This is a genomic window from Neorhizobium sp. DAR64872/K0K18, from assembly GCF_050500175.1.
Taxonomy (GTDB): Bacteria; Pseudomonadota; Alphaproteobacteria; order Rhizobiales; family Rhizobiaceae; genus Neorhizobium; species Neorhizobium soli.
On sequence record NZ_CP191446.1, the window covers coordinates 1,983,915 to 2,008,311 of the forward strand.

General features: G+C 60.6%; 21 protein-coding genes and 1 other RNA gene. 10 read left to right on the forward strand and 12 right to left on the reverse strand.

Annotated features, from left to right (window positions below; translation table 11 throughout):
* Position 1: 1 nt before the first annotated feature.
* From rsmH to ACQY1P_RS15185, 7 genes are all read right to left on the reverse strand, one after another.
* Entirely contained in the window at positions 2-1,027 is a 1,026-nt protein-coding gene (gene rsmH, locus ACQY1P_RS15155) for a 16S rRNA (cytosine(1402)-N(4))-methyltransferase RsmH (RefSeq protein ID WP_062456153.1), read from the reverse strand.
* A 14-nt stretch (positions 1,028-1,041) separates the two neighbouring features.
* On the reverse strand, positions 1,042-1,476 hold the full coding sequence (gene mraZ, locus ACQY1P_RS15160) for a division/cell wall cluster transcriptional repressor MraZ (protein ID WP_062457964.1): 435 nt from the start codon (positions 1,474-1,476) through the stop codon (positions 1,042-1,044).
* A 443-nt stretch (positions 1,477-1,919) separates the two neighbouring features.
* Positions 1,920-2,366: RNase P RNA component class A (gene rnpB, locus ACQY1P_RS15165), an RNA gene on the reverse strand.
* Positions 2,367-2,408: 42 nt separating this feature from the next.
* Positions 2,409-3,629, reverse strand: a complete 1,221-nt coding sequence (locus ACQY1P_RS15170) for an NAD(P)/FAD-dependent oxidoreductase (protein ID WP_430254145.1) — start codon at positions 3,627-3,629, stop codon at positions 2,409-2,411.
* Between the two features lie 67 nt (positions 3,630-3,696).
* Entirely contained in the window at positions 3,697-4,323 is a 627-nt protein-coding gene (locus tag ACQY1P_RS15175) for a lytic transglycosylase domain-containing protein (RefSeq protein ID WP_062581112.1), read from the reverse strand.
* A gap of 242 nt (positions 4,324-4,565) precedes the next feature.
* A complete protein-coding gene (locus tag ACQY1P_RS15180; RefSeq protein ID WP_430254147.1) occupies positions 4,566-5,336 on the reverse strand; it encodes an N-acetylmuramoyl-L-alanine amidase in 771 nt (256 codons plus the stop codon).
* Positions 5,333-6,076, reverse strand: coding sequence for a J domain-containing protein (locus ACQY1P_RS15185; protein WP_062456142.1), 744 nt, complete (start codon positions 6,074-6,076; stop codon positions 5,333-5,335). The genes ACQY1P_RS15180 and ACQY1P_RS15185 overlap by 4 nt, the downstream gene beginning before the upstream one ends.
* 355 nt (positions 6,077-6,431) lie before the next feature.
* Here ACQY1P_RS15185 and ACQY1P_RS15190 point away from each other — a divergent pair, with 355 nt between their 5' ends.
* The 3 genes from ACQY1P_RS15190 to ACQY1P_RS15200 all read left to right on the forward strand — a co-directional run bounded on the left by ACQY1P_RS15190 (position 6,432) and on the right by ACQY1P_RS15200 (position 9,583).
* Complete coding sequence (locus tag ACQY1P_RS15190) at positions 6,432-7,643, forward strand: pyrophosphate--fructose-6-phosphate 1-phosphotransferase (RefSeq protein WP_062456140.1); 1,212 nt, start codon at positions 6,432-6,434, stop codon at positions 7,641-7,643.
* Between the two features lie 49 nt (positions 7,644-7,692).
* Entirely contained in the window at positions 7,693-8,328 is a 636-nt protein-coding gene (locus tag ACQY1P_RS15195; protein WP_062456138.1) for a hypothetical protein, read from the forward strand.
* A 112-nt stretch (positions 8,329-8,440) separates the two neighbouring features.
* Positions 8,441-9,583, forward strand: a complete 1,143-nt coding sequence (locus tag ACQY1P_RS15200; RefSeq protein WP_430254150.1) for a transglycosylase SLT domain-containing protein — start codon at positions 8,441-8,443, stop codon at positions 9,581-9,583.
* On the opposite strand, the gene ACQY1P_RS15205 is transcribed toward ACQY1P_RS15200, so the two are convergent.
* Positions 9,523-10,881, reverse strand: a complete 1,359-nt coding sequence (locus ACQY1P_RS15205) for a serine hydrolase domain-containing protein (protein ID WP_430254152.1) — start codon at positions 10,879-10,881, stop codon at positions 9,523-9,525. The two genes, ACQY1P_RS15200 and ACQY1P_RS15205, sit on opposite strands and share 61 nt — an antisense overlap.
* Positions 10,882-10,989: 108 nt before the next feature.
* Here ACQY1P_RS15205 and ACQY1P_RS15210 point away from each other — a divergent pair, with 108 nt between their 5' ends.
* The 5 genes from ACQY1P_RS15210 to ACQY1P_RS15230 all read left to right on the forward strand — a co-directional run bounded on the left by ACQY1P_RS15210 (position 10,990) and on the right by ACQY1P_RS15230 (position 16,224).
* Positions 10,990-12,249 (forward strand): DUF3419 family protein, encoded by a 1,260-nt coding sequence (locus ACQY1P_RS15210; RefSeq protein ID WP_430243161.1) that lies wholly within the window; start codon positions 10,990-10,992, stop codon positions 12,247-12,249.
* Entirely contained in the window at positions 12,249-12,932 is a 684-nt protein-coding gene (locus ACQY1P_RS15215) for a class I SAM-dependent methyltransferase (RefSeq protein WP_244508751.1), read from the forward strand. Before ACQY1P_RS15210 ends, ACQY1P_RS15215 begins: the two co-directional genes overlap by 1 nt.
* 133 nt (positions 12,933-13,065) lie before the next feature.
* Entirely contained in the window at positions 13,066-13,860 is a 795-nt protein-coding gene (locus ACQY1P_RS15220; protein ID WP_113167058.1) for a glycoside hydrolase family 25 protein, read from the forward strand.
* Positions 13,861-13,990: 130 nt separating this feature from the next.
* Entirely contained in the window at positions 13,991-15,220 is a 1,230-nt protein-coding gene (locus ACQY1P_RS15225; protein ID WP_062456124.1) for a lytic murein transglycosylase, read from the forward strand.
* A gap of 89 nt (positions 15,221-15,309) precedes the next feature.
* Positions 15,310-16,224, forward strand: a complete 915-nt coding sequence (locus ACQY1P_RS15230; RefSeq protein WP_430254155.1) for a DMT family transporter — start codon at positions 15,310-15,312, stop codon at positions 16,222-16,224.
* 412 nt (positions 16,225-16,636) lie between these two features.
* Here the strand turns inward: ACQY1P_RS15230 and metF are convergent, their stop codons facing one another.
* The 4 genes from metF to ACQY1P_RS15250 form a co-directional block, all read right to left on the reverse strand.
* Entirely contained in the window at positions 16,637-17,533 is an 897-nt protein-coding gene (metF, locus tag ACQY1P_RS15235) for a methylenetetrahydrofolate reductase [NAD(P)H] (protein WP_113167056.1), read from the reverse strand.
* A gap of 10 nt (positions 17,534-17,543) precedes the next feature.
* Positions 17,544-18,542 carry an ArsR/SmtB family transcription factor gene (locus ACQY1P_RS15240; protein ID WP_062456111.1) on the reverse strand — a complete coding sequence of 333 codons (999 nt, stop codon included), beginning with the start codon at positions 18,540-18,542 and terminating at the stop codon, positions 17,544-17,546.
* Between the two features lie 150 nt (positions 18,543-18,692).
* Positions 18,693-20,342 carry an energy-dependent translational throttle protein EttA gene (gene ettA, locus ACQY1P_RS15245; RefSeq protein WP_062456108.1) on the reverse strand — a complete coding sequence of 550 codons (1,650 nt, stop codon included), beginning with the start codon at positions 20,340-20,342 and terminating at the stop codon, positions 18,693-18,695.
* Between the two features lie 120 nt (positions 20,343-20,462).
* Positions 20,463-22,265: a hypothetical protein gene (locus ACQY1P_RS15250; protein WP_430254157.1), complete on the reverse strand. Its 1,803-nt coding sequence runs from the start codon at positions 22,263-22,265 to the stop codon at positions 20,463-20,465.
* Positions 22,266-22,414: 149 nt separating this feature from the next.
* On the opposite strand from ACQY1P_RS15250, the gene ACQY1P_RS15255 reads away from it, so the two are divergent.
* Together ACQY1P_RS15255 and ACQY1P_RS15260 are read left to right on the forward strand one after the other, a co-directional pair.
* The gene (locus ACQY1P_RS15255; RefSeq protein ID WP_430254159.1) at positions 22,415-23,377 is read left to right on the forward strand and encodes a lysophospholipase; all 963 of its coding nucleotides are present in this window, start codon (positions 22,415-22,417) and stop codon (positions 23,375-23,377) included.
* A gap of 54 nt (positions 23,378-23,431) precedes the next feature.
* The gene (locus tag ACQY1P_RS15260) at positions 23,432-24,397 is read left to right on the forward strand and encodes a DMT family transporter (protein ID WP_062456098.1); all 966 of its coding nucleotides are present in this window, start codon (positions 23,432-23,434) and stop codon (positions 24,395-24,397) included.

Genomic DNA, 24,397 nt, shown 5'->3' on the forward strand with positions numbered 1-24,397 from the left:
GTCAGACCCCCAATGTCGAAAGGCTTGCGAGGCTCGGCAGGTCGAAGATCGACATGTCGGAGCCACGCGATTTTGCTTCGGTGCGGATACCGGCGCGCAGCTTGGCGGAACGGGCGCGCGGATTGATCTCTGCCTCCTCCTCGCTTGCCGCCACCATCGCCTTGCCGAGCGGATCGAAGATCGCTTCCTTCACCGCAACCATCGGCAGATGCCTGGAGCCGGAGGTCTTGGACGAGCGATCGGCGAAGAACTGCTTGACGATCCGGTCTTCCAGCGAATGGAATGTGACGACCACGAGCCGGCCACCGGGCTTCAAGGCCTGCTCGGCGGCAAACAGCGCCTGTGCCAGCTCGCCGAGTTCGTCGTTGACGAAAATGCGCAGCGCCTGGAAAACACGCGTCGACGGATGGATCTTGTCCTTGGCTTTACGCGGATTGACGCTCTCGATGAGATTGACGAGATCGCGCGTCGTGCGGAAGGGCTCGGTCACGCGGCGCTTTTCGATGGCACGTGCGATACGACCGGAATGCTTTTCTTCGCCGAGAAAGCCGAAGATGCGGATGAGATCGCCGACCTTGGCGCGATTGACGACATCAGCCGCCGATACGCCATTGCTCGACATGCGCATGTCGAGGGGACCGTTGCGCTGGAACGAGAAGCCGCGCTCGGCCTCATCGATCTGCATCGAGGACACGCCGATATCGAGCACGACGCCATCGAGCCCGCCTTCCGGCGCATGATCGGCAAGCTGCGAGAACTGTGAATGAATGAGAGAGAGGCGACCGGCATGCGCGGCGACGAGCGCCTGTCCATTGGCGATTGCGGAAGGATCGCGATCAAGGCCAATGACGTCAGCACCGGCAGCCAGCAGGGCGGACGAATAACCGCCCGCCCCGAAGGTGCCATCAAGGATGACCTTACCAGGAAGAGGCTGAAGCGCCTCCACCACTTGGTGCAGAAGAACTGGAATATGGCGAACCGGTCCGCCTTCGGGCTCAGTTTGACCTTCGCCTGGATTCGCCGACATCCCGCTCTCCTGTACTATGCGGGACGTGAACTCAAACGTCCCTCCCGTGCTGCCGCCTGCGCCTCGTGAAATGCTTGCGGCTGCCAAAGCTGAAAATGATCCGAACGCCCGACGAAAGTGACTTCCGAGCTGATACCCGTGAAATCCCGGATGAAATCCGAGACCATCAGCCGGCCTTCCGCATCGAGCCTCATGAAGACACCGCCGCCGTGAATCAGCAGCGACATCCTGTTGGCGTCCGGTGAAAACGGATCGACGGACGCAATCTGCCGCTCGTAGCGATCGAGCAGATCCGGACCGCCGACGCTGATCGCCGGATAGATGAAATCCTGGAGGCAGTAGAGCTCCTGAATTCCGCGCTCGGAAAGAACCGCGCGAAAGCCGGCAGGCACAGAGACCCGCCCCTTCGTATCGATCCTGTTCGTCGCATTCGACAGGAAGCGGCTCATCGCAACAAACACCCGCCCCGTTCGCAAAAGACACGGGAAACTTCCCGCCAGACTGCTTAGATTCAAACAAGGGAGATCCGTGCGGATAAGCAGACGCTTGCCCGATTGTGAGATCGAAACTCTTGATTTGATGGGCAAAATGCCCTTGTGCAGTGCGAATTTGGGATACCATGGGACCATATGGGCGTCAATGGGAGAGGCCCTGCAAGCTCCTCCATGTTCGGATTTATTTATAAGCTGTTAAGTTTAACAAAGGGTTATTGAGCGCTTTGGAGAAACTGCCTTTGCGACCCTTCGCAAGTGATATTTTGACAGTTGCTAAGAGCCGGAAACGCAAGGCGCTTTCCGGCCTGCTCATATAAAAAGCGGCACCGAAATCGGGCAATTTGCATGTCAGATTGCCCCGTCGGGGACGGGCACAATTGACGAATCAGAAGAGAGTAGTGACCAGTTGGCCTGTAAGCCGGGTTCTGTATGGCCCCGGTGCGAACACCGGAACGTGGCAGCCATTCATCTGGGACGCCGTTTACACGTCGCCTCGCGCAACCCACCCGGATGACTGGCCCGGAAACAGGCTGTAGACGTACTGTCGCACGTCCCGCGTCATCCCTATTCGGTCTTGCTCCCGGTGGGGTTTACCATGCCGCTTCCGTTACCGGTCGCGCGGTGGGCTCTTACCCCACCCTTTCACCCTTACCCCGCTATCTCATCGACCCTTGACGCATTGCGTCATCCGGTCGATCAGAAAGCGGGGCGGTTTCCTTTCTGTGGCACTGTCCCTAGGGTCGCCCCCGCCGGACGTTATCCGGCACCGTGTTTCCGTGGAGCCCGGACTTTCCTCACCCTACCGCCTTTCGGCATTGGTAAAGTGCGGCTGCCCGGCCAACTGGTCGCGCGGCTCATAGCCGAGATGCGCAGATAAGGCCATAGGCCTACCGGTATTCCGCATGGAAATCGACCGGATAGCCATCGTCGATGATCGACCCGTTAAAGATCAGTTCGGCGCCGAGCCGGCCGATCTCGTCGGAACTCTTGGCGGCAGCGCCACAACCGCCGGTCAGAACACCGATCCGGTCGGACGCCGTCATGGCGATGGCCGGATAGTTGTTCGGCGTGAAAGACGTGACGCAGGCTGCCATGGAAGATCGCGACAGATCGAGCTTCGGCATCAGCCGTTCCATCACGTCGGTCAGGCGGCGCCGGGTCGTCTCGCGTCCGCCGGTCTTGAACCAGTCACGGATTTCTGGCTCTGACGGCAGCAGGAGATCATCCGGATCGCCGCCGATCTTCACATAGGTCTTCCCGTCAGGATAACGGACCGGCGGCAGAAGGTAGATCCCGTCATCCTCCTCGTTCCATTTCCAGATCAGCGATGGCATGGCCTTCAGCTCCTCCATCGCCCCCTCGCCGACCTCGTAGAACGCGATGGTCCTTGCATAGACTGAGAGATCGAGACGAGCGCCGACAAGTGCCTCGTTGATGGAAAAGCCGCCGGCCGCCACAAGAACCTTGTCGGCCGTGTAGCTGCGCCCTTCCGCCGTCGTCACGGTCACGATCGCGCCGTCCTGGCTTACGGCCGAAACGGTCTCGGGGATCAGCGTGGCACCCTGGCGCTCCGCAAGCATGACTTGCGCCTTCACCAGCCGGCGCGGATTTATATGACCCGCCCGCTTCTCCTCCCAGACGCCTTCGGCGCCATCCTGAAAGGCGAAATACGAAAACCGCTTCGAAAGCGCATCATGCCCCAGCGTTTCGGTCTCGACCCCGAGCCGCCCGGCGGCATCGAGCACGCGACCGACATAGGATGGCTGCCCGGTACGCCCGGGCGCAGAGGACTGCAGTCCGGCGCGCCCAGGCCCGACCATCAGACAGCCCACTTCCGAGTAGAAATCGATACCGCTTTCGGACGAGATCTCGCCGTAGCGCTCGATCGAACGATTGGCGAGGCGGGCCCAGACTGGATCCTGATCGATCGTCCGGGTGATGCGCGCCTCGTCGTAATGGCTTGCGAACACGCCGTCATGCCGCTGGTAATCGTCAGGTTCGCCCGGCCCGATCAACGCCACACCATCGGTCCATTTGGAAAGATGCCGGGCCGCTGCCGCCCCCATCATGCCGCTTCCGATGATGATGTATTTGAACCGCGCTGCCATGCCCTGTCCTTTCGATTCCCTAGCTCGAATTGCCGCTCATTTCAGGCAGTTCTAACCGTTTCCGGAATCAGAATACCAGAGGCGCCAGAACGGCATACCCCTTCGGCGGAAAATCGAACGCGAAGGTCTTTTCGATCACATCGTCCTTGTTGTCTTCAAGAACCGCCTCGACGCGCTGACAGTAACGTTTGGACGTCGGGTTCATACGCTTGGCGGCGTGGCCCGCATTGTATTTAAGGATCGTGCCGCAAATCTTGCCGCCACCCAGATCATGGGCGCCCGCCAGATACTTCATGCCGTAGCGAATGTTGGTTTCCGGATCGTAGAGGCCATAATCAGGGCCCTTGTAGCCCATCAGCCTTGCGGTCGCCGGCTTCACCTGCATCAGGCCGATCTCGCCAGCACTGCCCTTCACGGTCGGGCGAAAATTGCTTTCGATCTGCACGACAGCCTCAGCAAGGTCGAACGGCACATCGTATTGATCGGCATATTTGGCGATCAGCGTCGTATAATGCATCCGGCGAACCATCTGCCTCTCGGTGGCCGTCGGGGCAGCAAACCCGGTTTCGCGTGTCTCCCAGGGAATGGTCAGCGGTTTGACATAAACCCGAACCACGTCTCCGCCGTCTTCGGCACGCACAGATCCACATCCCGCGAAAAGCATGGCAATGCCTGCCGCGACCGCACAAGTCATCTTAGTCAATTCTAAAGTATCTCCGGAACAACAGGCTCGCGGGATATCGTGATACGCAAACATCCCTCGTCGCGACGCCGGACGACGGCGCGAGGTTTACAGAACCTGTAGGTTTATCTTGGCAGCCCCCGTCTGGGGACGCTGCGTTAGCAACTCTTTAGAAAGCCGCAATAAGGAGATCATGTGGCAATGCAAAAAAGCCCTGTCCGCAAACGCTTCCGACAGTTTCGCGAAGCTTGCGCCTAGCTGTATTTCGGCAGTGCCTTGAGCAGCCGATGCAGCGTGTCGATCGTCGAAAAATCGGCAATCCCATCGACCAGCGCGGGCCTGAAATGCCGTTGGAAAGCCTCGACGACGCCCTTCGTGCGATCACAGAATGTGCCCGTGATTTCAATCTCGTATCCGTAGAGCGACAGCATCGACTGCAGGTCCTCGATCGGCTGACCACTTTCGCCGTGCTGGAAAAACCGGCCGCCGCTGATCTGACCGGGCTCGACCCAGTGACCGATCCCCGCAAAATACAATTTCTGCCAGGGGAAATTTTCGCCCGGGTCGAGCTTGCGGATGGGGGCGACATCCGAGTGTCCGACGACCCGTTCCCGAGATATTCCCCAGCGATTGCCGCAGTCTCGACACAATTCGACGACCGCATCGATCTGGATATCCGGAAAATGGGGAAGTCCGCCGGGATGTCCGGGATTGGCGATTTCTATCCCGATGGAACAGGAATTGATGTCCGTTTCGCCGGCCCAGCTGCTTTTGCCCGCATGCCAAGCGCGCCGCGCCTCGGGAACAAGCTGCACGATCCGGCCGTCTTCATGGATGAAATAGTGACTGGAGACCTGGCTCGCCTCGTTGCGAAGCCATGCCAGCGCCTGGTCGGCATCAGGCATGCCGGTATAATGCAGAAGGATCATGTCCGGCTGGCGCCCGCCTGCCCTTTCCCCATGATTAGGAGAAGGCTCGACCGTGGCGCGGGCATGATCGGCGGCAAAGGAAGCCGGAATTGTCATGCCGCGCGGCGCTCTTTCTCGATCGCTTCATAGGCCGCGTTAAGCGCGGCCATCCGTTCGGTCGCAGCCGCATGCAGTGTTGCCGGCACGCCGCGTGCGATCAGCCGGTCGGGATGATGCTCCGAAACAAGCAGACGGTACTGTTTGCGAATTGCCGAAAAGTCGTCGTCACGCGAAACGCCGAGCACCAGATACGGGTCACGACCGTCGAGATGCACGTGGCGGGCCATGATGCGGCGGAAGTGTTCCTCGTCGATCCGGAAGATTTCGGCGATGCGCGCCAGAAACGCCAGCTCGCTCTCATGCACGAGACCATCCGCCTTGGCGATATGAAACAGACCATCGACGACGCTCTCAAGCATCGGGCAGTTTTCCATGTCGCCGCTGCTGCACAGCCCCGAAAGCTTCGTGGCATACGCCTCGTAGCCGGCAATGTCCTGGCGTGCGAGGTTATAGAGACGTGCAACGTTGCGCGCTTCCTCGGCCGGGAAATCGAAAATCTGCTGGAAGGCACTCACTTCGGCTTCGGTGACCACGCCATCGGCCTTCGCCATCTTTGCAGACAGGGCAATGATCGCCACCGAGAAGGAAACCTGGCGCCGGGTTTCCGGATCGCCCTCGAACATGGTGCGGATCGCATCGACGACTCGGTTGAGCACACCGCCCGCGGCATCGCCGACGGCACCGAGCAACCTTTCCCACAGGGAGGACAATTGGAGGCAATTGAAATCGAAAATCATCCCTTAAATGACCAGATAACCGACGTTTTGGCAAGCTGAGGACGGTCCGCTGAAGATTAAACTCTGTTCATGTTTTTCGAACAATCATGCTGAAAGCCCGGTCTGTCCGGCAACGGCACAAAGTCGTTGACGGCCAATGGGTCGAAACGCCGACGAAAACGACCTGCCCTGTCGTGCCACGGCAGCCCGCGAGGCTGGTTATTTCTTTGAAACGATTAGATCGGGGAACGGACAGGAAAAACCTCGAAGCGACGGAATTTTCTTGAGAAATTCACTTTACAGGCTCTAGCTGGTGTCGCATCCATTCATCCCGTTTTGTCAGTTTCTTGCGCCCTGAGCGCATCAAGGAGGATCGATGTCCAAACAGAAAGTCGCACTGCTGACCGCCGGCGGCCTTGCGCCCTGCCTCTCGTCTGCCGTCGGCGGATTGATCGAGCGCTACTCGGATGTTGCCCCCGACCTCGACATCATTGCCTACCGCTCCGGCTACCAGGGCGTGCTCTTGGGCGACAGTATCGCGATCACATCCGAGATGCGTGAAAAGGCTCCTCTCCTTCATCGTTACGGCGGCTCGCCGATCGGCAACAGTCGCGTCAAGCTCACCAACGCCGCCGATTGCGTCAAGCGCGGCCTCGTCAAGGAAGGCGACAACCCACTGCAGGTCGCAGCCGAACGGCTTGCCAAGGACGGCGTGACGATCCTTCACACGATCGGCGGCGACGACACCAATACGACAGCAGCCGATCTCGCGGCTTACCTCGGTGCCAATGGCTATGACCTCACCGTCGTCGGTCTTCCGAAGACCGTCGATAACGATGTGGTGCCAATCCGCCAGTCGCTCGGCGCCTGGACGGCGGCCGAAGTCGGCGCGCGTTTCTTCGACAATGTCAGCAACGAGCAGACCGCAGCCCCCCGCACCTTCGTGATCCACGAAGTCATGGGTCGCCACTGCGGCTGGCTGACGGCCGCAACGGCACGCGCCTATATCGAGCAGAGCCGGGGCAACGAGTATGTCGACGGCCTCATGATGAATGCTGAGCTGAAAAGCATCGATGGCCTCTATTTGCCGGAACTGGAGTTCGATCTCGAACAAGAGTCGGCACGCCTGAAGCGCGTGATGGAAGAACGCGGCACCGTGACGATCTTCGTCTCGGAAGGTGCCGGCATGAATACGATCATCGCGGAACGGGAAGCCGCCGGCGACACCGTCAAGCGCGATGCGTTCGGCCATGTGAAGCTCGACACGATCAATGTCGGCGGCTGGTTCCAGAACCAGTTTGCGGGCCTCATCGGCGCCGAACGCTCGATGGTCCAGAAGTCAGGCTATTTCGCCCGCTCGGCCCCGGCCAATGGTGATGATCTTCGCCTCATCCAGGGCATGGTCGATCTTGCGGTCGAAAGCGCTCTCAACAAGGTGTCCGGCGTCACCGGCCATGATGAAGACCAGGGCGGAAAACTGAGAACCATCGAATTTCCCCGAATCAAGGGTGGAAAACATTTCGATCTGACGGCAAAATGGTTCGGCGAGGTGATGGACCATATCGGCCAGCCCTACGAAACCGTATAACGCGTCGCGCTGAGCGACAAACGAGAGCCGTGGGCTCCGGAGGAATGTGATGACGATCGAAACATGGTTCGCATTTGCCGCGACCGCTGTGGCCCTCGTCATCCTTCCCAACCCGCTGACGAGGACAGTCGCGCTCTATTCCAAGCAGCGCGGCCGTCTAAGCGCAGTCGTGACGGTCCCCGCATTGGCCTTGGGACTGGGTCTCGCCTTCACCGCGGGCCTCGCGCCGCTACTGCTTGTCTGTTTTTACGCGCCATCGGCCATGACCGCGATCGGCTGGGTCGGCATCGCCTACGCCATGGTCTATGTACTCTGGTGCTTCCAGGACCCACAGGTCCGCGCCCCGCTCGCCGACAATGACAATCTGCCGACGCGGCGGTTTGACCGGATCTTCGCAGACGTCTTCGTTCGATGCGTTCGCACCCCCAGATACGCGATCATTCTTGCCGCGCTGACTGCACAGTTTCTGCGCCCTTCGCTGTCGCTCTCGCTCCAGGCCGAAGTGCTGACGGCGATTTTTCTCGCCTCCATCGCTGGCAGTGCGTTGGCACAGGCACTCATCCCCAGCCTTGCGCTGCGGGGCACAAAGCGATTTTCGAGGCGCAATCCAGCCTTGAACAAGCCCGGCACGGTATTCATCGCCAGGCGTGCCGTGACGGCTGGTTTCCGGCGAATCGCTGCTTGAGGAAACAGAAAGCGTCCTTCGACTTGCCGGGCGCCGCCTTATACGTTAATGGAAATCCACAATCGGTGACTTTTTGGCGGGTACGGTAACCATTTCAAATGAGAGCAACCTGATGACGGTGGTCAGATTCGTCAGCCGTAGAGCTGCTGTGGCGCTTGCGATGTCTTCCGTTCTGGCTGGATGCTCCAGCGTTGAGCGCGATACAAAAGTCGCGTCCGGTCAGCCGTCTCAGACCACGTCAGCTGACGGTCAGCTCGTCATCCAGTACAATTCTTCCGCCGCCGATCAATCTCAACAAATGGCGCCCGGCCAGACAATGGCGCAGATCGCCAAGAGCGGTCGCATTGCCGTTCCGGTTCCGCCGACCGTAGAAACCGTATCGGCTCAGAATGCCGCCATGGCGTCTCCGACCATGGCGCCGATCGTTGCCTTCACGCCGCCGCCGATCGCAACCGCGGTCCAGCCTGTGAGCCTTGCATCCGCGCAGCCGCTCAAGCCGGCAGCCGGTTCGGTCATGACCCAGAAGTCGAGCCGTCTCGTGTCGCCACCGGTCGCGACCGCCGTTGCGTCCGGCCAGATCCAGCCGGCAGCAGCGCAGGCCATCGCGCTCGACGAGGAAGAACTGACGCCGGATATGGTGGCGTTGCAATCGGTCGTGCCGACACCGCGTCCAGCCACGCTTACATCGAGCGCTATTGCTGGTGCTGCAACGCCGGCTGCCGCAAGCTCCACGCTTGCCTATGCAGCCGCTCCCCGCGCTGTGGCTGCGGTCTCGGCCATGGGCAATATCAAGGACTTTCCGCCGGCTCCCGGCGAGCCGATGCCGGATACCGCGTCGAACGCGCCTGCAGACCTCAAGAAGCTCATCAAGCGCTATGCCGGTCTCTACGGCGTGCCGGAATCGCTGGTGCACCGCGTCGTCCATCGCGAAAGCAAATACAATCCCAAGGCCTATCACAAGAACGGCTACTGGGGCCTGATGCAGATCAAGTACTCGACCGCGAAGTCGATGGGCTACCAGGGCAAGCCGGAAGGCCTGCTGGACGCCGAGACCAATCTTAAATACGCGATCCGATATCTCCGCGGCGCCTGGCTCGTTGCCGACAACAAGAACGACAACGCCATCCGCCTCTATGCCCGCGGTTATTACTACGACGCCAAGCGTCGCGACATGCTGCATGTGCTGAAGGCCGATCAGAGCCCTGCGACACCTGTCGCCTTCGCAACGGCGCCGAACAGCAAGCCCGGTTCGTAACCCAGCGACCTGGGCGTCAGCCCAAGCCGAACCACCACGAGATCAGCCGACGGCATGACAGCACTTGTCTGCCCGTCGTGGCCCTGCAGGTAGAAAGTATCTGCCGGTAGCGGCATACCATCGGCCTTCGGCAGCCACGTCTGCATCTTCGAAAACCGTCCGCCCGAATGCGCATTCGGCTCCTGCATCAGGTGCACAAAGCCCTCGGGGAGCAGTCGCATCCCTTTCCACACCCCGTCGCGCGCCAGAAACAGGCCGAACCGTGCCCAGTCGCGCCCGGTCGCATAGAGATAGGAACTGCCGGCAAACGTCCCCGCCGCATCCGGCTCCATGACGGCGCTTGTCATGCCGAGCGGATCGAACAAGGCCCTGGATGGATAGCCAAGAGCCGTCGCGCGATCACCGATCCTGTCCATCCATATCTTCGACAGAAGTATGCTGGTGCCCGACGAATATCGGAAACGCGCGCCCGGATCTGCCTCGAGCGGGATCGTGGCCGCGAACGCGGCCATGTCGGGTTCGAGGTAGAGCATCCGCGTGACATCGGCGACGGCACCGTAATCCTCGTTGAAACCAAGCCCGCTTTCCATGGCGAGAAGGTTGGCAAGCGTGATTTCGCGTCGTTTGTCGTTGCTCCACGCTGGCAGAAGATCACGATCTCCGAGCGACATCCGGCCGCTGTTCATCAATGTGCCGATCAGCGCCGCATTGACGGTTTTCGTCATCGACCATCCCAGCAACGGCGTGTCCTTCGAGAAGCCCTCTCCATAAGCCTCGCCGACGATGCGCCCGTTTTTGACGACCACCACCGCCCGCATGCCAGGCCCCGTCAGTGCCTTATCCTCTAGCACCGCCATCACACGCGGATCGCGTTCGACCCCCTGCCCCACCGGCCAGGCCGGAGCTTCATCGACGGAAGGTGATGATCGCGGCGGCAGCGCGACTTGCGGCAACGCCGAACCATCCGGCGAAACGGTGCAGCCGAGGCCAGGCCTGTAGGTTGCCTGATTGGTTCCGATGAAGCCAAGCAGCCCGGCATCGACACGTCCGGCATCGCGGTCAACGGTCACCCGCATCATCAGGAGCAGCGGGTTGCCCGGCGCCTGCACGTCGATCGCCAGCACCTCCTGCGGATCGCGTCCGGCCAGAAACACGTTGGAGCAGACGATCTTTGCAGCATAGCCGCTTCCGACCCGAAGCAGTTGCGGCGGCGCAATGGTGATCCACGCCAGTCCCCCGACGATACCAAGCGCCAATGCCCCGCCAGTTCCCGTCACAATCCGCTTCATCAGGCGCATGCGCAAAATGTCCTTGTTCAACAACAGCCCGCGTCATCCAGCTGTAGCATGCCGGGTTTAGGCCTGCGTTCTACAGATCGCGAAATAATTCACGCAGCGAGAGACGCAATGGCCGACGTCGTCAGGGAAACCGGTTTCACCAGCAATCAGAAGCTCAAGGATGCGCTGCTCCAGCACAAACTATTTTCGCGCGAAGGGCTGTCGGAACGGCTGTTCGGGCTCCTGTTTTCCGGTCTCGTCTATCCTCAGATCTGGGAAGATCCAGACGTCGACATGGAAGCAATGGAGCTTTCAGCCGAGCACGCGATCGTCACCATTGGCTCCGGCGGCTGCAACATGCTGGCCTACCTCTCCCGCAATCCGCGCAGCATCGATGTCGTGGATCTCAACCCCCACCATGTCGCGCTGAATCGGCTAAAGCTCGCGGCATTCCGTCATCTGCCGAGCCATATGGATGTCGTCAGGTTTCTCTCGGCGCAAGGTACACGATCGAACAGCGTCACCTTCGACAGGTTGATCGCGCCGAATCTGGATCGCGCAACCCGCAGTTACTGGCAGAAGCGGTCTATCACCGGCCGTCGCCGCATCTCCGTGTTCGACCGCAACATCTACCGCACCGGTCTTCTAGGCCGGTTCATCGGCGCGGGACACCTTCTGGCGCGCCTGCATGGCGTCGATCTGACGAAGATGGCGCAGACCAAATCGGTCCGAGATCAGCGCCGCTTCTTCGACGAAGAGATCGCGCCCCTGTTCGACAGAAAACTGGTCCGCTGGATTACCTCGAACAAGAGCTCGCTGTTCGGACTTGGCATTCCGCCGCAGCAATATGACGAGCTGGCCGGCATGGCGACCGGCGGCAGCGATAACGGCTCAATCGCGACCGTGCTGCGGGAGCGTCTCGAAAAGCTCGCCTGTCATTTTCCTCTGAAGGACAATTATTTCGCCTGGCAGGCGTTCGTCCGCCGCTATCCCGCCGCCCACGAAGGCACGCTGCCCACCTATCTCAAGGCCGGCAACTACAAGGCGATCCGTGCCGCCACAGACCGGGTCGCCGTTCACCACGAGAGTTTCACGGCTCTCCTCAAGCGCAAGACGGCAGGCTCAATCGATCGCTACGTCTTGCTGGACGCCCAAGACTGGATGAACGACCAGCAGATCAACGACCTCTGGTCGGAGATCGACCGGACGGCCGCTGTCGGCGCCCGGGTGATCTTCCGGACGGCCGCCGAGCGCAGCGTCATCGAAGGGCGCCTCTCGCCCTCGCTTGCCGCGCGCTGGACCTATCTCGACGAGCGCTCGCAGGCCCTCAACCTGCAGGACCGCTCCGCCATCTACGGCGGCTTCCATGTCTACGCAAAGGCCGACTGATGGCAGAGACCGACGCAGGCAACCTCGGACCGGCCAATCGTGAAGAGATCGGCCATGCCGGCAGGATGGACCGGATGTACCGCTACCAGCGGCATATCTACGACCTCACCCGCAAATACTATCTCCTGGGACGCGATGGCACGATCGCAGGCCTTGCCCCGCCAGTCGGAGGAAGCGTGCTGGAAGTCGGCTGCGGAACCGGCCGCAACCTTCTCCTCGCCCACAAGCTTTTCCCGAACGCGAAACTTTACGGCCTCGATATCTCCGCGCAGATGCTCCAGACGGCAGACGCGAATTTCCGCGGCACGGAAATAAAGCCTATTCTGAAGGTCGCAGATGCCACGACATTCACGGCGGAGGAGTTCGGCGTCAACGGTTTCGACCGGATCCTCATTTCCTATGCCCTGTCGATGATCCCAGACTGGGAGAAGGCGATCGACGCCGCCCTTGCGGCGCTTTCGCCTCAAGGGTCGCTGCATATCGTCGACTTCGGACAGCAGGAAAACCTGCCGAACATCATGGGGTCTGCGCTCAAGTCCTGGCTCGCCCGCTTTCATGTGACCCCGCGCGCCACCCTCGAACAGGCGCTGGAAAAGCGTCTCGCAACGGCAAAGGCCGACATGATGTTCGAGGTGATCGGCCGCGGCTATGCCTGGCGGGCGATCCTTCGCCGCCGGGGATAATCACTAAGCGTATTCCAGATCTTGCTTTCTAACTGAATTTTTACGAGCTTATGGTAAACGGGACGCTACGCCTCCCTTTTGCCCACTCGATCGCGGACAAGGCTCTTTGTCTCTGCCCTAACACGGAACCTTCATGCCCCGGCTTCCAACCGTTCTTTCTGCTGCCGTCCTGTCTGCCGCGCTTCTGATGTCCGGTTGTACGTCCACGAGCTACGATCTGGTCGATACTGGCTCTGTCCGGCAGATGAAGTTCAAGGACACGGATCCGCAGGATTTCGGTGCCAACCATCCGGGCCGCCACGAGGTTCACGGCATCGACCTGTCGAAATGGAACGGCACCGACATCGACTGGCAGACGGTGAAGAAATCCGGCGTCGCCTTCGTCTTCATCAAGGGCACCGAGGGCAAGGACCGCATCGATTCCGCCTTCACCACCCATTGGCGCAACGCCGCCAATGCAGGCATTCCGCACGCGGCCTATCATTTCTACTATTTCTGCTCGACACCGGAAGATCAGGCAGACTGGTTCATCGCCAATGTTCCCAAGGAAGCAAACATGCTGCCGCCGGTGCTGGACATGGAATGGAACCACGCCTCGCCCACCTGCAAGCTGAAGCCAGATCCGGTGACTGTACGCGCCAGCATGAAACGCTTCATGGACAGGATCGAGGCCCACTACGGGAAGCGCCCGATCATCTACACGTCGGTCGATTTCCACCGCGACAACCTCGTCGGCGCCTTCCCCAACTACCATTTCTGGGTTCGCTCGGTCGCCGCCCATCCGACCAAGATCTATACGGACCGCAAGTGGGCGTTCTGGCAGTACACGGCAACCGGCGTTGTCCCGGGCGTCAAAGGCGCAACCGATATCAATGTCTTTGCCGGAAACAGCAAAGCGTGGAAGACGTTTATTGCGTCGGCCGACTGATGTGCTAACCCGCACAAGCTCTCTGGCAATGTATCTGACGTTACGCTAAAACCGGCGCGACCTGAGGGTCTGCGCCCATGTCCACCAGTGACCATGTCGCGCGGAAGAAATCGATTTTAGGAAACCGCTGATGTCTTCGACACTTGTCCGCCGCGCAGCTTTGGCTTGTGCTCTCGCCGCCTGCCTCTCTTCCACCGCCCTTGCCCAGACAGCCACTCAGCCGACCGCTCCGCCAATTCCGGCAGCACCTTGCGGCGGCGATCTTGCGACCTTCCTCGAAGGCGTCAAGGCTGACGCGATCAAGGCCGGCGCTACCGCTGCCGCAGCGGATCAGGCATTTGCAGGCGCCGAGATCGACCAGAAGGTTCTGTCACGCGACCGCGCGCAGGGCGTCTTCCGCCAGACTTTCCTCGAATTCTCGCAGCGCACCGTCAGCCAGGGCCGCCTCGATATCGGTCGTCAGAAGATGAAGCAGCTTTCGGACGTGTTCGGCCGCGCCCAGAGCGAATTCGGTGTTGCGCCTGGAGTCATCACCGCATTCTGGGCGATGGAAACCGATTTCGGTGCCGTTCAGGGCGATTTCAACACCCGCAACGCGCTTGTCACGCTGTCGCATGACTGCCGCCGTCCTGGCCTGTTCCGGCCGCAGCTGATCGCGCTGATCGAGATGGTCCAGCACGGCGATCTCGACCCGGCCACCAACACCGGCGCATGGGCCGGCGAAATCGGCCAGGTGCAGATGCTGCCGGAAGACATCATCGCGCACGGCGTCGATGGCGACAACAGCGGCCATATCAACGTCAAGACGAGCGGTCCCGACGCCATCCTGACGGCGGCCAAATTCATTCAGAGCATGGGCTTCACGCCCGGCCAGCCCTGGATCCAGGAAGTGACGCTACCGGAAAGCCTGCCCTTCGAAAAGAGCGGCCTCGGCAACGAGATCCCGGCCAGCGAATGGTTTTCCTATGGCGTCACGCCGCGCGACGGCGTCACGTCCTTCGGCAATCTGCCGGCAGCACTCGTTCTGCCGCAGGGCCGCAAGGGACCCGCGTTCCTGACCTATCCGAACTTTGGCATCTACCTGCAGTGGAACCAGTCGTTCATCTACACGACGTCTGCCGCCTATTTCGCCACCCGCCTCTCCGGCGCCCCGCCTTACCTGAAGGGCAACCCGGAACCGGGTCTCGACGATACGGGCATGAAGGCACTGCAGACCAAGCTTCAGGCGCATGGCTATGACGTCGGCAAGATCGATGGCATTCTGGGCTCCGGCACGCGCGTTGCCGTCCAGAAGGAACAGGCACGCCTCGGCATGCCGGCCGACGGCTGGCCGACCCAGGCTTTGCTGTCCGCGCTCTGATCAGCGGGCCTTGCATCACATGACATGAAACGGGTGGCGCGCTGACCGCCGCCCGTTTTATCTTCGAGCAGCATCAATAAAGGCATTCCATGTCATCCGCCGCAGCCAGACTGACCCCCGTCGCCTGGGCATTGCTGTTCGTGCTCGGCCTTCTCTGGGGCGGCTCGTTCTTCTTCGCCCGCATCGCCGTCCAGGAAGTACCGCCGTTCACGCTGGTGTTTCTGCGCCTCGGTCTTGCGGCGCTCGCTCTCCACATCTACCTGCACGGCCGCAACGGAACCTACTCCATCCTTGCCACCCACTGGCGCGCCTTTGTCGCAATGGGCTTCCTCAACAACGCTCTGCCGCACACGCTGATCTTCTTCGGCCAGACGGAGATCGGCGCAGGCCTTGCCTCGATCCTCAACGCGACGACGCCGATCTGGACCGTCATCATCGCCAACCAGTGGACGTCGGACGAAAAGCTGACCGGGGCAAAGCTCGCAGGATGCGCTGCAGGCCTTGTCGGCACCTGCATCCTGATCGGCCCGAGCACGATTACAGATACGGCAGCACCGCTCTGGGCGCTGCTCCTGCCGATCGGCGCCGCGATCTCCTATGGTATCGCCGGCACCTACGGAAAACGCTTCCGCGGCATACCGGCCCCGGTGACGGCCACGGGACAGCTCACGGGGTCGAGCCTGATGATACTGCCGGTCTCGCTGGTTGCGGACCAACCCTGGACGCTTGCTGCACCGTCTCCTCACGTCGTCATGGCTATCGTAGCGTTGGCGTTACTCTCGACCGCGCTCGCCTACCTGATCTTCTTCAGGGTCCTAGCACTGGCCGGCGCAACCAACGCTTCCCTCGTCACGCTGCTCATCCCTCCGAGCGCCATTCTTTTGGGAGTATTCTTCCTCGGCGAACGACTGGAATGGAATGATATTGCCGGCATGGCGGTCATCTGTGCAGGGCTCCTTCTGCTGGATGGGCGAATCCTTCGCACCCGCACAACAGCGACGTAGTCCTCGCTGGAAACGGTACTGTTAACCGTCTGATCGCGATATTTAACACTTTGAAAACTTCCGTTAACGGGGCTTTCCGTTGTCAAATCAATAAGATGGAAAATGATCGGTCGGTTTCGGCCGCATCTTGATGCGCCGCAGCACAGTTTCCCTCTTTCCATTTGCCATGAAACAGACATAAACTCTGTCAGTCAACGCAAGGAGGCAGACATGGGAAGAACCTACCCTCTCAATGTTCTGGTGGTTGGTATTGCGTTTGTGTTCGTCGCTTCGATGTTATTCATCTAGACGCATTCCAAAACAACGCATGCAACCGGTGACCGGTGATACCTCGGACTGACCGTTTGATAATCGGCAGCATTACAAAAGCGCATGTTCCCGCATGGGACATGCGCTTTTTCCATTGTCGGCACTACGCAGCGTTACCGACGTTTGCATTCTTGTCAGGATGCCGGCCAAGCCGTTCCAGCACACCTGAGACCAGCGGGACGCGGTTCATCGTGTAGAGATGGAAGTGATCGTGACCGCGGCGCATCAGGTCTGCGATCTGCTCGGCCGCGACATCGGCCGCCACCTTGGCACGATCATCAGGCTTGTCGTCCAGACCTTCGAAGCGGGCATCGAGAAACGCCGGAACGGTGGCGCCGCAGCGGCCCGCAAAACGCTTCAGCTGAGTCAGGTTCTGGATCGGCATGATACCGGGCACGATCGGGATGGTGATGCCCGCCGCATGAACGGCCTCGAGATAGCGCTCGAACACTTCGTTGTCGAAGAAGAACTGCGTCAGGGCACGGTTGGCACCTGCATCTGCCTTGCGCTTGAGCGTATCGATATCGGCGGCCATGCTCGGGCTTTCCGGATGCATTTCCGGATAGGCAGAGACGGAAATATCCATGTCGCCATACTCGACCAGCATGCGAACGAGATCGGCCGTGTCGGAGAACCCGTCCGGATGCGGCGTATAGGCCGCGCCGACGCCTGCGCTCGAATCTCCGCGCAGCGCGACGATGCGACGAACGCCCGCTGCCCGGTACTCCTCGACAACAGACTTGACCTCCTCGCGCGCGGCATCGACGCAGGTCAGATGCGCAGCGGTCTGGAGTTTGGCATCGTTGATCATACGCTGAACCGCTGCGAGCGTCGGCTCGCGCGTGGAGCCTCCGGCGCCATAGGTCATCGTGACGAATTCCGGCTTGAAGGCTGCAAGCGCATCGACCGTTTCCCAGAGCTGCGTCTGCATCTCCTCGGACTTCGGCGGAAAGAACTCGTAGGAGAGCTTGAACGGGGCCTTGGCTGCGGGTGTATCCATGATCAGGCTCCTAGATAACGGTTTCGGCGAGAGCGGGTGTGTCGGCTTTCGCCATCAGCAGGCGACGGTCGCCGGCAAGCCACACGGTCACCGTGAGGGCGCCTTCGCGGCCGGGGCTGAGGTCGATCACCTTTTGAACGTCCAGGCCCACTCTGTTCAGCCACTCGTTCATCGCCTGATGGGAAAAACCGAGGCGCAGATGCGCGTGCTCGTCACGCAGATGCTCCAGCGCATGCGGCGCAAAATCGACGATCAGCAATCGCCCGCCGGGCCGCAGCATGCGGGCGGCTTCGGCGATCGCAAGATCAGGCCGGTCGAGAAAATGCAGCACCTGGTGAATGGTGATGAGATCGAAATCCTGGCCTTCGACAGGCGGATTGAGAATGTCGCCGTGCCGGACCGATGCCTTGACGATGCCTGCATCGTCGAGATTGGACCGGGCGACAGACAGCATGTCGCGGCTGGCGTCGACACCGATCGCGCGGCGATAGCGGCTTGCCAGCAAACGCAGGATCCAGCCCGTTCCCGTGCCGAGATCGAGCAGCGAATCAACTGGCGATGGGCCGATCAGCCGCAGCAGCGCCTCTTCGACCGTCTCGTCGCTGGCATGCAGACGACGAAGCTCGTCCCACTGCGAAGCGTTGCGGCTGAAATATTCCTGCGCCTTCGCCGAGCGCTGGTTTTTCACAGTTGTCAGACGCTCGCGGTCGCGCACGAGCACCGGATCATCCTGCGAAGCGGATGCGAGCAAAGTCTGGACCAGTGCAGCGCCGTTCCCTTCCTGGCGCAGCCGAAAGTAAGCCCAGGCGCCTTCCTGGTATCGCTCGATCAGCGCTTCTTCGGTCAACAGCTTGAGATGACGCGAGATCCGAGGCTGGGACTGACCTAGAATTTCGGTCAGATCCGTGACGGTCAGATCGCCCGCGGCCAGTAGCACAAGCAGGCGAAACCGTGTGGGCTCCCCTGCCGTCTTCAACACATCTACCAGTTCATCGAGGACCAACCCCATACAACACGCCTTCACAATCAACATATAAAGATATGTTTATGTGATTTCAAATTGCCACGCAAGATGCAACGGGAGCTGAGCACGCATTCCTACAAAAAAACCCGGGGACGACCCCGGGTTTTTGTAAGCTTCAAACTGCGTCTGTCGCAGTTAGCGCGTCAGGCGCTTGTGGGCCTGGCTGCCGGGATTGAGAGCATCAGGGCCGAGACGACGGATCTTGTCCTCTTCGTAATCCTCGAAGTTGCCTTCGAACCATTCCACATGGCCATCGCCTTCGAATGCGAGGATATGCGTGGCCAACCGGTCAAGGAACATGCGATCATGGCTGATGATGATCGCGCAGCCGGCAAACGCTTCAAGCGCGCTTTCAAGAGCGCCCAGCGTTTCCGTATCAAGGTCGTTGGTCGGTTCGTCGAGCAGCAGAACGTTGCCGCCGGCCTTCAGCATCTTGGCAAGGTGAACGCGGTTACGCTGACCACCCGACAGGTTGCCGACCTTTTGCTGCTGATCGCCGCCCTTGAAGTTGAAGGCGCCGCAATAGGCGCGGGAGTTCATGTCGAACTTGCCGAGCTTGATGACTTCGGCACCGCCCGAGATTTCTTCCCACACCGTCTTGTTGCCGTCGAGAGCGTCGCGGCTCTGGTCGACATAGCCGAGATGCACGGTTTCACCGATGCGGACAGAACCGGCATCCGGCTTTTCCTGCCCGGTGATCATCTTGAACAGGGTCGTCTTGCCGGCGCCGTTCGGGCCGATAATGCCGACGATGCCACCCGGTGGCAGCTTGATCGACAGGTCGTTGATCAGCGTGCGGCCTTCAAAGCCCTTGTTGATGCCTTCCATCTCGATCACCACCTGGCCGAGACGCTCGGACACGGGGATGATGATCTGCGCATCGCCGGGACGAATGCCGTCGGCAGCATCGACCAGCTGTTCGTAGGCCTTGATACGGGCCTTCGACTTGGCCTGACGGGCCTTCGGGCTGGAGGCGATCCATTCCTGTTCGCGGCTGATCGCCTTCTGGCGGCCGGCATCTTCGCGGGACTCCTGCTGCATGCGCTTGGCCTTCGCCAGCAGGTAAGCCGAGTAGTTGCCTTCGTATGGAATGCCGCGGCCGCGGTCGAGCTCGAGGATCCAGCCGGTGACGTTGTCGAGGAAGTAGCGATCGTGGGTAATCATCATCACGGCGCCGGGATAGTCGCGCAGGTGCTTTTCGAGCCAGGCGATGGTCTCGGCGTCAAGGTGGTTGGTCGGTTCGTCGAGCAGCAGCAGGTCCGGCTGCGACAGAAGCAGGCGGCAGAGCGCGATACGGCGACGTTCACCACCCGAAAGCAGCGTGACGTCCGAATCCTTCGGCGGGCAGCGCAGGGCTTCCATTGCCATTTCGACCTGCTTGTCGAGATCCCAGAGGTTCTGTGCGTCGATGACGTCCTGGAGCTTGGCGCCTTCGTCGGCGGTCTCGTCAGAATAGTTCATCATCAGTTCGTTGTAGCGCTCAAGCACCGCGGTCTTGGCAGCGACGCCGACCATGACGTTCTCGAAAGCGGTCTTTGTCGGGTCGAGATGCGGTTCCTGCTCAAGATAGCCGACGGTCGCACCTTCAGCGAGCCAGGCCTCACCGGTGAACTCCTTGTCCTGTCCGGCGATGATGCGCAGAACCGTCGACTTACCCGCACCGTTCGGACCGAGGATACCGATCTTGGCATCCGGATAGAAGGACAGGTTGACGTTCTCGAGGATCTTCTTGGCGCCGTAGGACTTGTTCAGCCCCGACATGTGATAGATGAACTGACGTGCCATGGATAATTGTGCTCCGGGGAATTTGTTTGCCCGCTATGTAGGCGAAGACGGGCTTGGGAGCAACGCATACGAGGCGCAAACCATGCGCTTTACGTCCGGAATCGTGGCAGGGGAGGCAATCTAGTGCAGGTTTGCGTGGTCGATCCGGAAAAGCTGAAACGGATTTGCGGGACCGGTCTCGAGCCGTGCGAGACCGGGCCAGTCCTTGCCCGCGGACAATGCATCGTAGAGCGGCGCCGATCCAGGCTCAGCCTGCGCAGGGAAACGGCAGACCGCCACATAATCGAACGGTGCAAGCGCTTCGCGACGCGTCTCTGGGTCGGTTGTGATGAGGGCTGTATAGGCGTTCGCCATCCCGTGTGAGGCCCGATGAAACGGAATCGGCCCGACCGTCAGCCCTGAAGGCATCGGGTTCCTCAGCACCGACATGGCAAGTGTCGGGGGTGCTAGAAGATGCCCTTCTCCGAGATTTGAGAGAGCGGACATGTCGCCGGCCTTGCAGTCGTCGATGGTCATCGCCTGAACGGCATCGCCGTGTATCGTTTGTGGCCGCGAAAGGCTCCAGAGACCGACCATGAGCAGAAAGACGCCGGTCCCGACGCTGAACAAGGTCCTTGACGCTCGGCCGGGCTGCCTTGATGTCTGATCGATATGGCGGAGCGCCAGTGGCACGAAAAGTGCGGCGAAGACGAATGGAAAGCGGATATAGCGAAGCAGACCGGTTGCCAGAAGCACACTGACGAGTGCGGTGACGAACAGGATCGCAAGGGCAGGATTACCGCCGCGAACCTCACTCAAGACCCGTGGCGCCGCAAGAGCCAGTATGGTGAGGAAAATACCGATCAACAAGATGCCCGGCAACGGCGAGCCGCCTGCATAATGGAGCAGTCCCTGCTCCTGCGGCACCCGGTCGAACCATAGCTGCTTGGCGAGCGGATCCATCCCGGCATAGGGGCCCGCAAGGCATTCAGGAAAAGAGATTCCGGTTGCAACGATGACGCCGATCGAGGCAGCGGCAAGAACGGCGAGTTTTACCCAGCCGGATGCATCGGCGAAACATCTGCAGGCAATCCAGGATGTGCCGGACAGACCGACAAGAAGAACGATATAGGGTGCAGAAAACGCATCGCACTGCGTCGACATCGTACCCGAGGCACCAAGCAGTGCCAAAGCTGTTGGAACAGTGGCGATACATATTGTGGCCGAGGCCGCCGAAAGCGCTTCGGCCGCCCTGGTCGCCCCTGCGACGAATGCCACAACAAGTCCGCCGAACATGATGACCAGGAACGGCAGACCTTCGAGTGCGATGGCGACCGACATGACGGTGCCTACCCCGACAACGATACCGCCGATACGATCGAAGCGGACAAGACCGTAGGCGACGGCCATCAAAGCAACGATCTGGACATTGTGATGGTCGATCCGACCGGGCACAAATTCGAAGACCGCATACAGCATCGCAAACGTCCCAGCCGCCAGCCGGAGATAATGAATACCCTCGGTGATCGGAGCAATGCGTTTCCAGATCATGGCAACAAACAGCCCATAGACCGAAAGCAGCATCGGCGGCCAGATCAGCAGGGATGCGGAGATGGCGCCGTCGCGGCCGAGCAGCGGCGTCAGCAGAAGCGAAAGGCCGGCATAGGGAAGGTCGACGAGACGAGACCAGGGCGAGACGTAGATCCCTGGGCTGTCGATCATCGGCAATGTCAGGTCCCAGAAGGACCCGGATGCGGATAACAGATGGCGAATCTGAACGCCCCTGAGAACATCATCCACATCCGCGAAGAACAGCCGTCCATCGGAAAGGTCGAGTAGCAGCAAAAGGATTGCCGTCAGGTAGACAACGAAAAAGATCCGCAGAAGCGATCCTTCCTGCCGCGTCGATGACGCGCCTGCCTCGCCTCTCCTCGCGCCAGCCATCCTCGAAGCCACCTGCGTTTTGCCCTTCAGCACCGGCTTACCTAGCTTGAATTAACATTGCGCTACCGGATTGCCTCTGCGAAAGATCGAACGGGAGAAGCGGCCGGGCAGGACAAGCGACTGACAGCGTCGGTGCCGCAGGAATAGCGATGTTTGACACAACCAACTGGCTCGATAGTTCGACGGGCGCGCGCCTAGCATTTCATTATCAACCCGCGACATCGGACGGCCGTGGCGTCATCCTCGTCTTGCACGGTCTCGCCGACCATTCCCGCCGTTACCGGCGGTTTGCCGAGGCGATGGCGACGCACGGTTTTCATGTCTATGCGCCCGACCATCGCGGCCATGGCGAGACCACGGCACCCGGCTTACCGATCGGCCGATTTGCCTTGCGGGACGGTGCAAGCATCGTGACCGCGGATGTGAAAGCGGTTCGCGATCTCGCCGCCAAGGGGCATCCGGGCCTGCCGATCATTCTCTTGGGGCATTCGATGGGCGGCCTCATCGCCCTCAATGCCGCGATCGATTATCCGCAGGCCTTCGACGGGATTGCCGTCTGGAACTCCAACTTCAATCCAGGCCTCGCCGGGCGCGGTGCCCAAGCAATTCTGCTTGTCGAGCGCGCGCTAAAAGGGTCTGATGTTCCAAGCACGCATCTGCCGAAACTGACTTTCGGCGCATGGGGAAAATCGATCCCCGGCCATCGCACGGATTTCGACTGGCTGAGCCACGACCAAACCGAAGTCGATGCCTATGTTGCCGACCCGCTCTGCGGTTTCGATGCCAGCGTCTCGCTCTGGCTCGACATCTTCGAGATGTCCTACCGGGGCCCCGCACTTCTGGACCGCCTGCCCGACGACTTGCCGGTCAATCTGGTCGGTGGCACGGACGATCCGGCGACGGATGGAGGGCGCGCCATCCGCTGGCTCGCGGACAGGTTCCAGAAAAGCGGCATGCACAATGTCGAGACGATCATCTACCCGCAAACCCGCCACGAGACCCTGAACGATCGCGTCCGGGACCGCGCGACCAACGCCTTCGCCGAATGGGCGAAAACGCTCACCTCGCGTCGCTCAGATCCGTCGCGCGATACCCGCACGCAAACGGAATGAGTTCATGACATTTCCTCAAGTGCGCTCGGAGAATGCCGAAGGTATAGCTTTGCCATGACGTCACCGCATGCGCATACGAGACCTGCTCTGCAAGCGTCCGGCATTTCCGCCGGCATGGGCCTGATGCTGCTTGCCATGCTGATCACGCCGCTGATCGACGTGTTTTCCAAGCTTGCAACTGCCAACGCCTCCCCGACGCTCATCACGATGGTGCGCTTCATTGTCCAGGGCCTTTGCATGCTGCCGATCGTGCTGTGGACCGGGTCATGGCGCAATTTCTCCTGGGAGCTCAGTTTCTATCACGCCATCCGCGCGGCCGTGATCACGCTCTCGATGATCTGCTTCGTCGCAACGCTCGCCGTCATGGAAGTTGCCGATGCCGTCGCGATCTTCTTCGTCGAGCCGATTATCCTCACCGTCATGTCGTCGATCTTCCTCAAGGAAATCATCGGCTGGCGGCGCTACACGGCTTGCGGCGTCGGCTTCCTGGGCGCGATGATCGTCATCCGCCCGAGCTTCCAGGAAATTGGCTATATCGCGGTATTGCCCGTGGTCACAGCTTTCGGCGTCGCCGTCTTCGCCCTGATGACGCGGGCGCTCGCCCATCGCGAAAACCCATGGTCGATGCAGTTTCAGATGTCGCTCTGGGGAATTCCGATATCAGGTGCCCTCCTCCTGATCGGTCATGTCAGCGGCATCGAATTCATGGCCCCGTCGATCCCCGATTTGACGACGACCACATGGATGGTCGGCGTCGGCACGGTCGCTGCCCTCTCCGGCCTGCTTGCCGTCTATGCCTATCGCGCCGCGCCCGCCTCGGTCATTGCGCCGCTGCAGTATTTCGAGATCGTCTCGGCCACTTTGCTGGGCTGGCTGGTGTTCGGCGACTTCCCGGATCCGGTCAAATGGCTCGGAATCTCCATCATCATCGGGTCAGGCCTCTACATCATCTGGCGCGAACGCCGCGCCGCCTCGCTCAAGCCCGTCACCAACAGCGAAAACACAGTGGTAAGCCCCTGA

Bases quoted from the DNA above. Each gene is read 5' to 3' on its own strand.
- rsmH (WP_062456153.1), bottom strand. From the start codon at position 1,027: ATGTCGGCGAATCCAGGCGAAGGTCAAACTGAGCCCGAAGGCGGACCG.
- mraZ (WP_062457964.1), bottom strand. From the start codon at position 1,476: ATGAGCCGCTTCCTGTCGAATGCGACGAACAGGATCGATACGAAGGGG.
- ACQY1P_RS15170 (WP_430254145.1), bottom strand. From the start codon at position 3,629: ATGGCAGCGCGGTTCAAATACATCATCATCGGAAGCGGCATGATGGGG.
- ACQY1P_RS15175 (WP_062581112.1), bottom strand. From the start codon at position 4,323: ATGACTTGTGCGGTCGCGGCAGGCATTGCCATGCTTTTCGCGGGATGT.
- ACQY1P_RS15180 (WP_430254147.1), bottom strand. From the start codon at position 5,336: ATGACAATTCCGGCTTCCTTTGCCGCCGATCATGCCCGCGCCACGGTC.
- ACQY1P_RS15185 (WP_062456142.1), bottom strand. From the start codon at position 6,076: ATGATTTTCGATTTCAATTGCCTCCAATTGTCCTCCCTGTGGGAAAGG.
- ACQY1P_RS15190 (WP_062456140.1), top strand. From the start codon at position 6,432: ATGTCCAAACAGAAAGTCGCACTGCTGACCGCCGGCGGCCTTGCGCCC.
- ACQY1P_RS15195 (WP_062456138.1), top strand. From the start codon at position 7,693: ATGACGATCGAAACATGGTTCGCATTTGCCGCGACCGCTGTGGCCCTC.
- ACQY1P_RS15200 (WP_430254150.1), top strand. From the start codon at position 8,441: ATGACGGTGGTCAGATTCGTCAGCCGTAGAGCTGCTGTGGCGCTTGCG.
- ACQY1P_RS15205 (WP_430254152.1), bottom strand. From the start codon at position 10,881: ATGCGCCTGATGAAGCGGATTGTGACGGGAACTGGCGGGGCATTGGCG.
- ACQY1P_RS15210 (WP_430243161.1), top strand. From the start codon at position 10,990: ATGGCCGACGTCGTCAGGGAAACCGGTTTCACCAGCAATCAGAAGCTC.
- ACQY1P_RS15215 (WP_244508751.1), top strand. From the start codon at position 12,249: ATGGCAGAGACCGACGCAGGCAACCTCGGACCGGCCAATCGTGAAGAG.
- ACQY1P_RS15220 (WP_113167058.1), top strand. From the start codon at position 13,066: ATGCCCCGGCTTCCAACCGTTCTTTCTGCTGCCGTCCTGTCTGCCGCG.
- ACQY1P_RS15225 (WP_062456124.1), top strand. From the start codon at position 13,991: ATGTCTTCGACACTTGTCCGCCGCGCAGCTTTGGCTTGTGCTCTCGCC.
- ACQY1P_RS15230 (WP_430254155.1), top strand. From the start codon at position 15,310: ATGTCATCCGCCGCAGCCAGACTGACCCCCGTCGCCTGGGCATTGCTG.
- metF (WP_113167056.1), bottom strand. From the start codon at position 17,533: ATGGATACACCCGCAGCCAAGGCCCCGTTCAAGCTCTCCTACGAGTTC.
- ACQY1P_RS15240 (WP_062456111.1), bottom strand. From the start codon at position 18,542: ATGGGGTTGGTCCTCGATGAACTGGTAGATGTGTTGAAGACGGCAGGG.
- ettA (WP_062456108.1), bottom strand. From the start codon at position 20,342: ATGGCACGTCAGTTCATCTATCACATGTCGGGGCTGAACAAGTCCTAC.
- ACQY1P_RS15250 (WP_430254157.1), bottom strand. From the start codon at position 22,265: ATGGCTGGCGCGAGGAGAGGCGAGGCAGGCGCGTCATCGACGCGGCAG.
- ACQY1P_RS15255 (WP_430254159.1), top strand. From the start codon at position 22,415: ATGTTTGACACAACCAACTGGCTCGATAGTTCGACGGGCGCGCGCCTA.
- ACQY1P_RS15260 (WP_062456098.1), top strand. From the start codon at position 23,432: ATGACGTCACCGCATGCGCATACGAGACCTGCTCTGCAAGCGTCCGGC.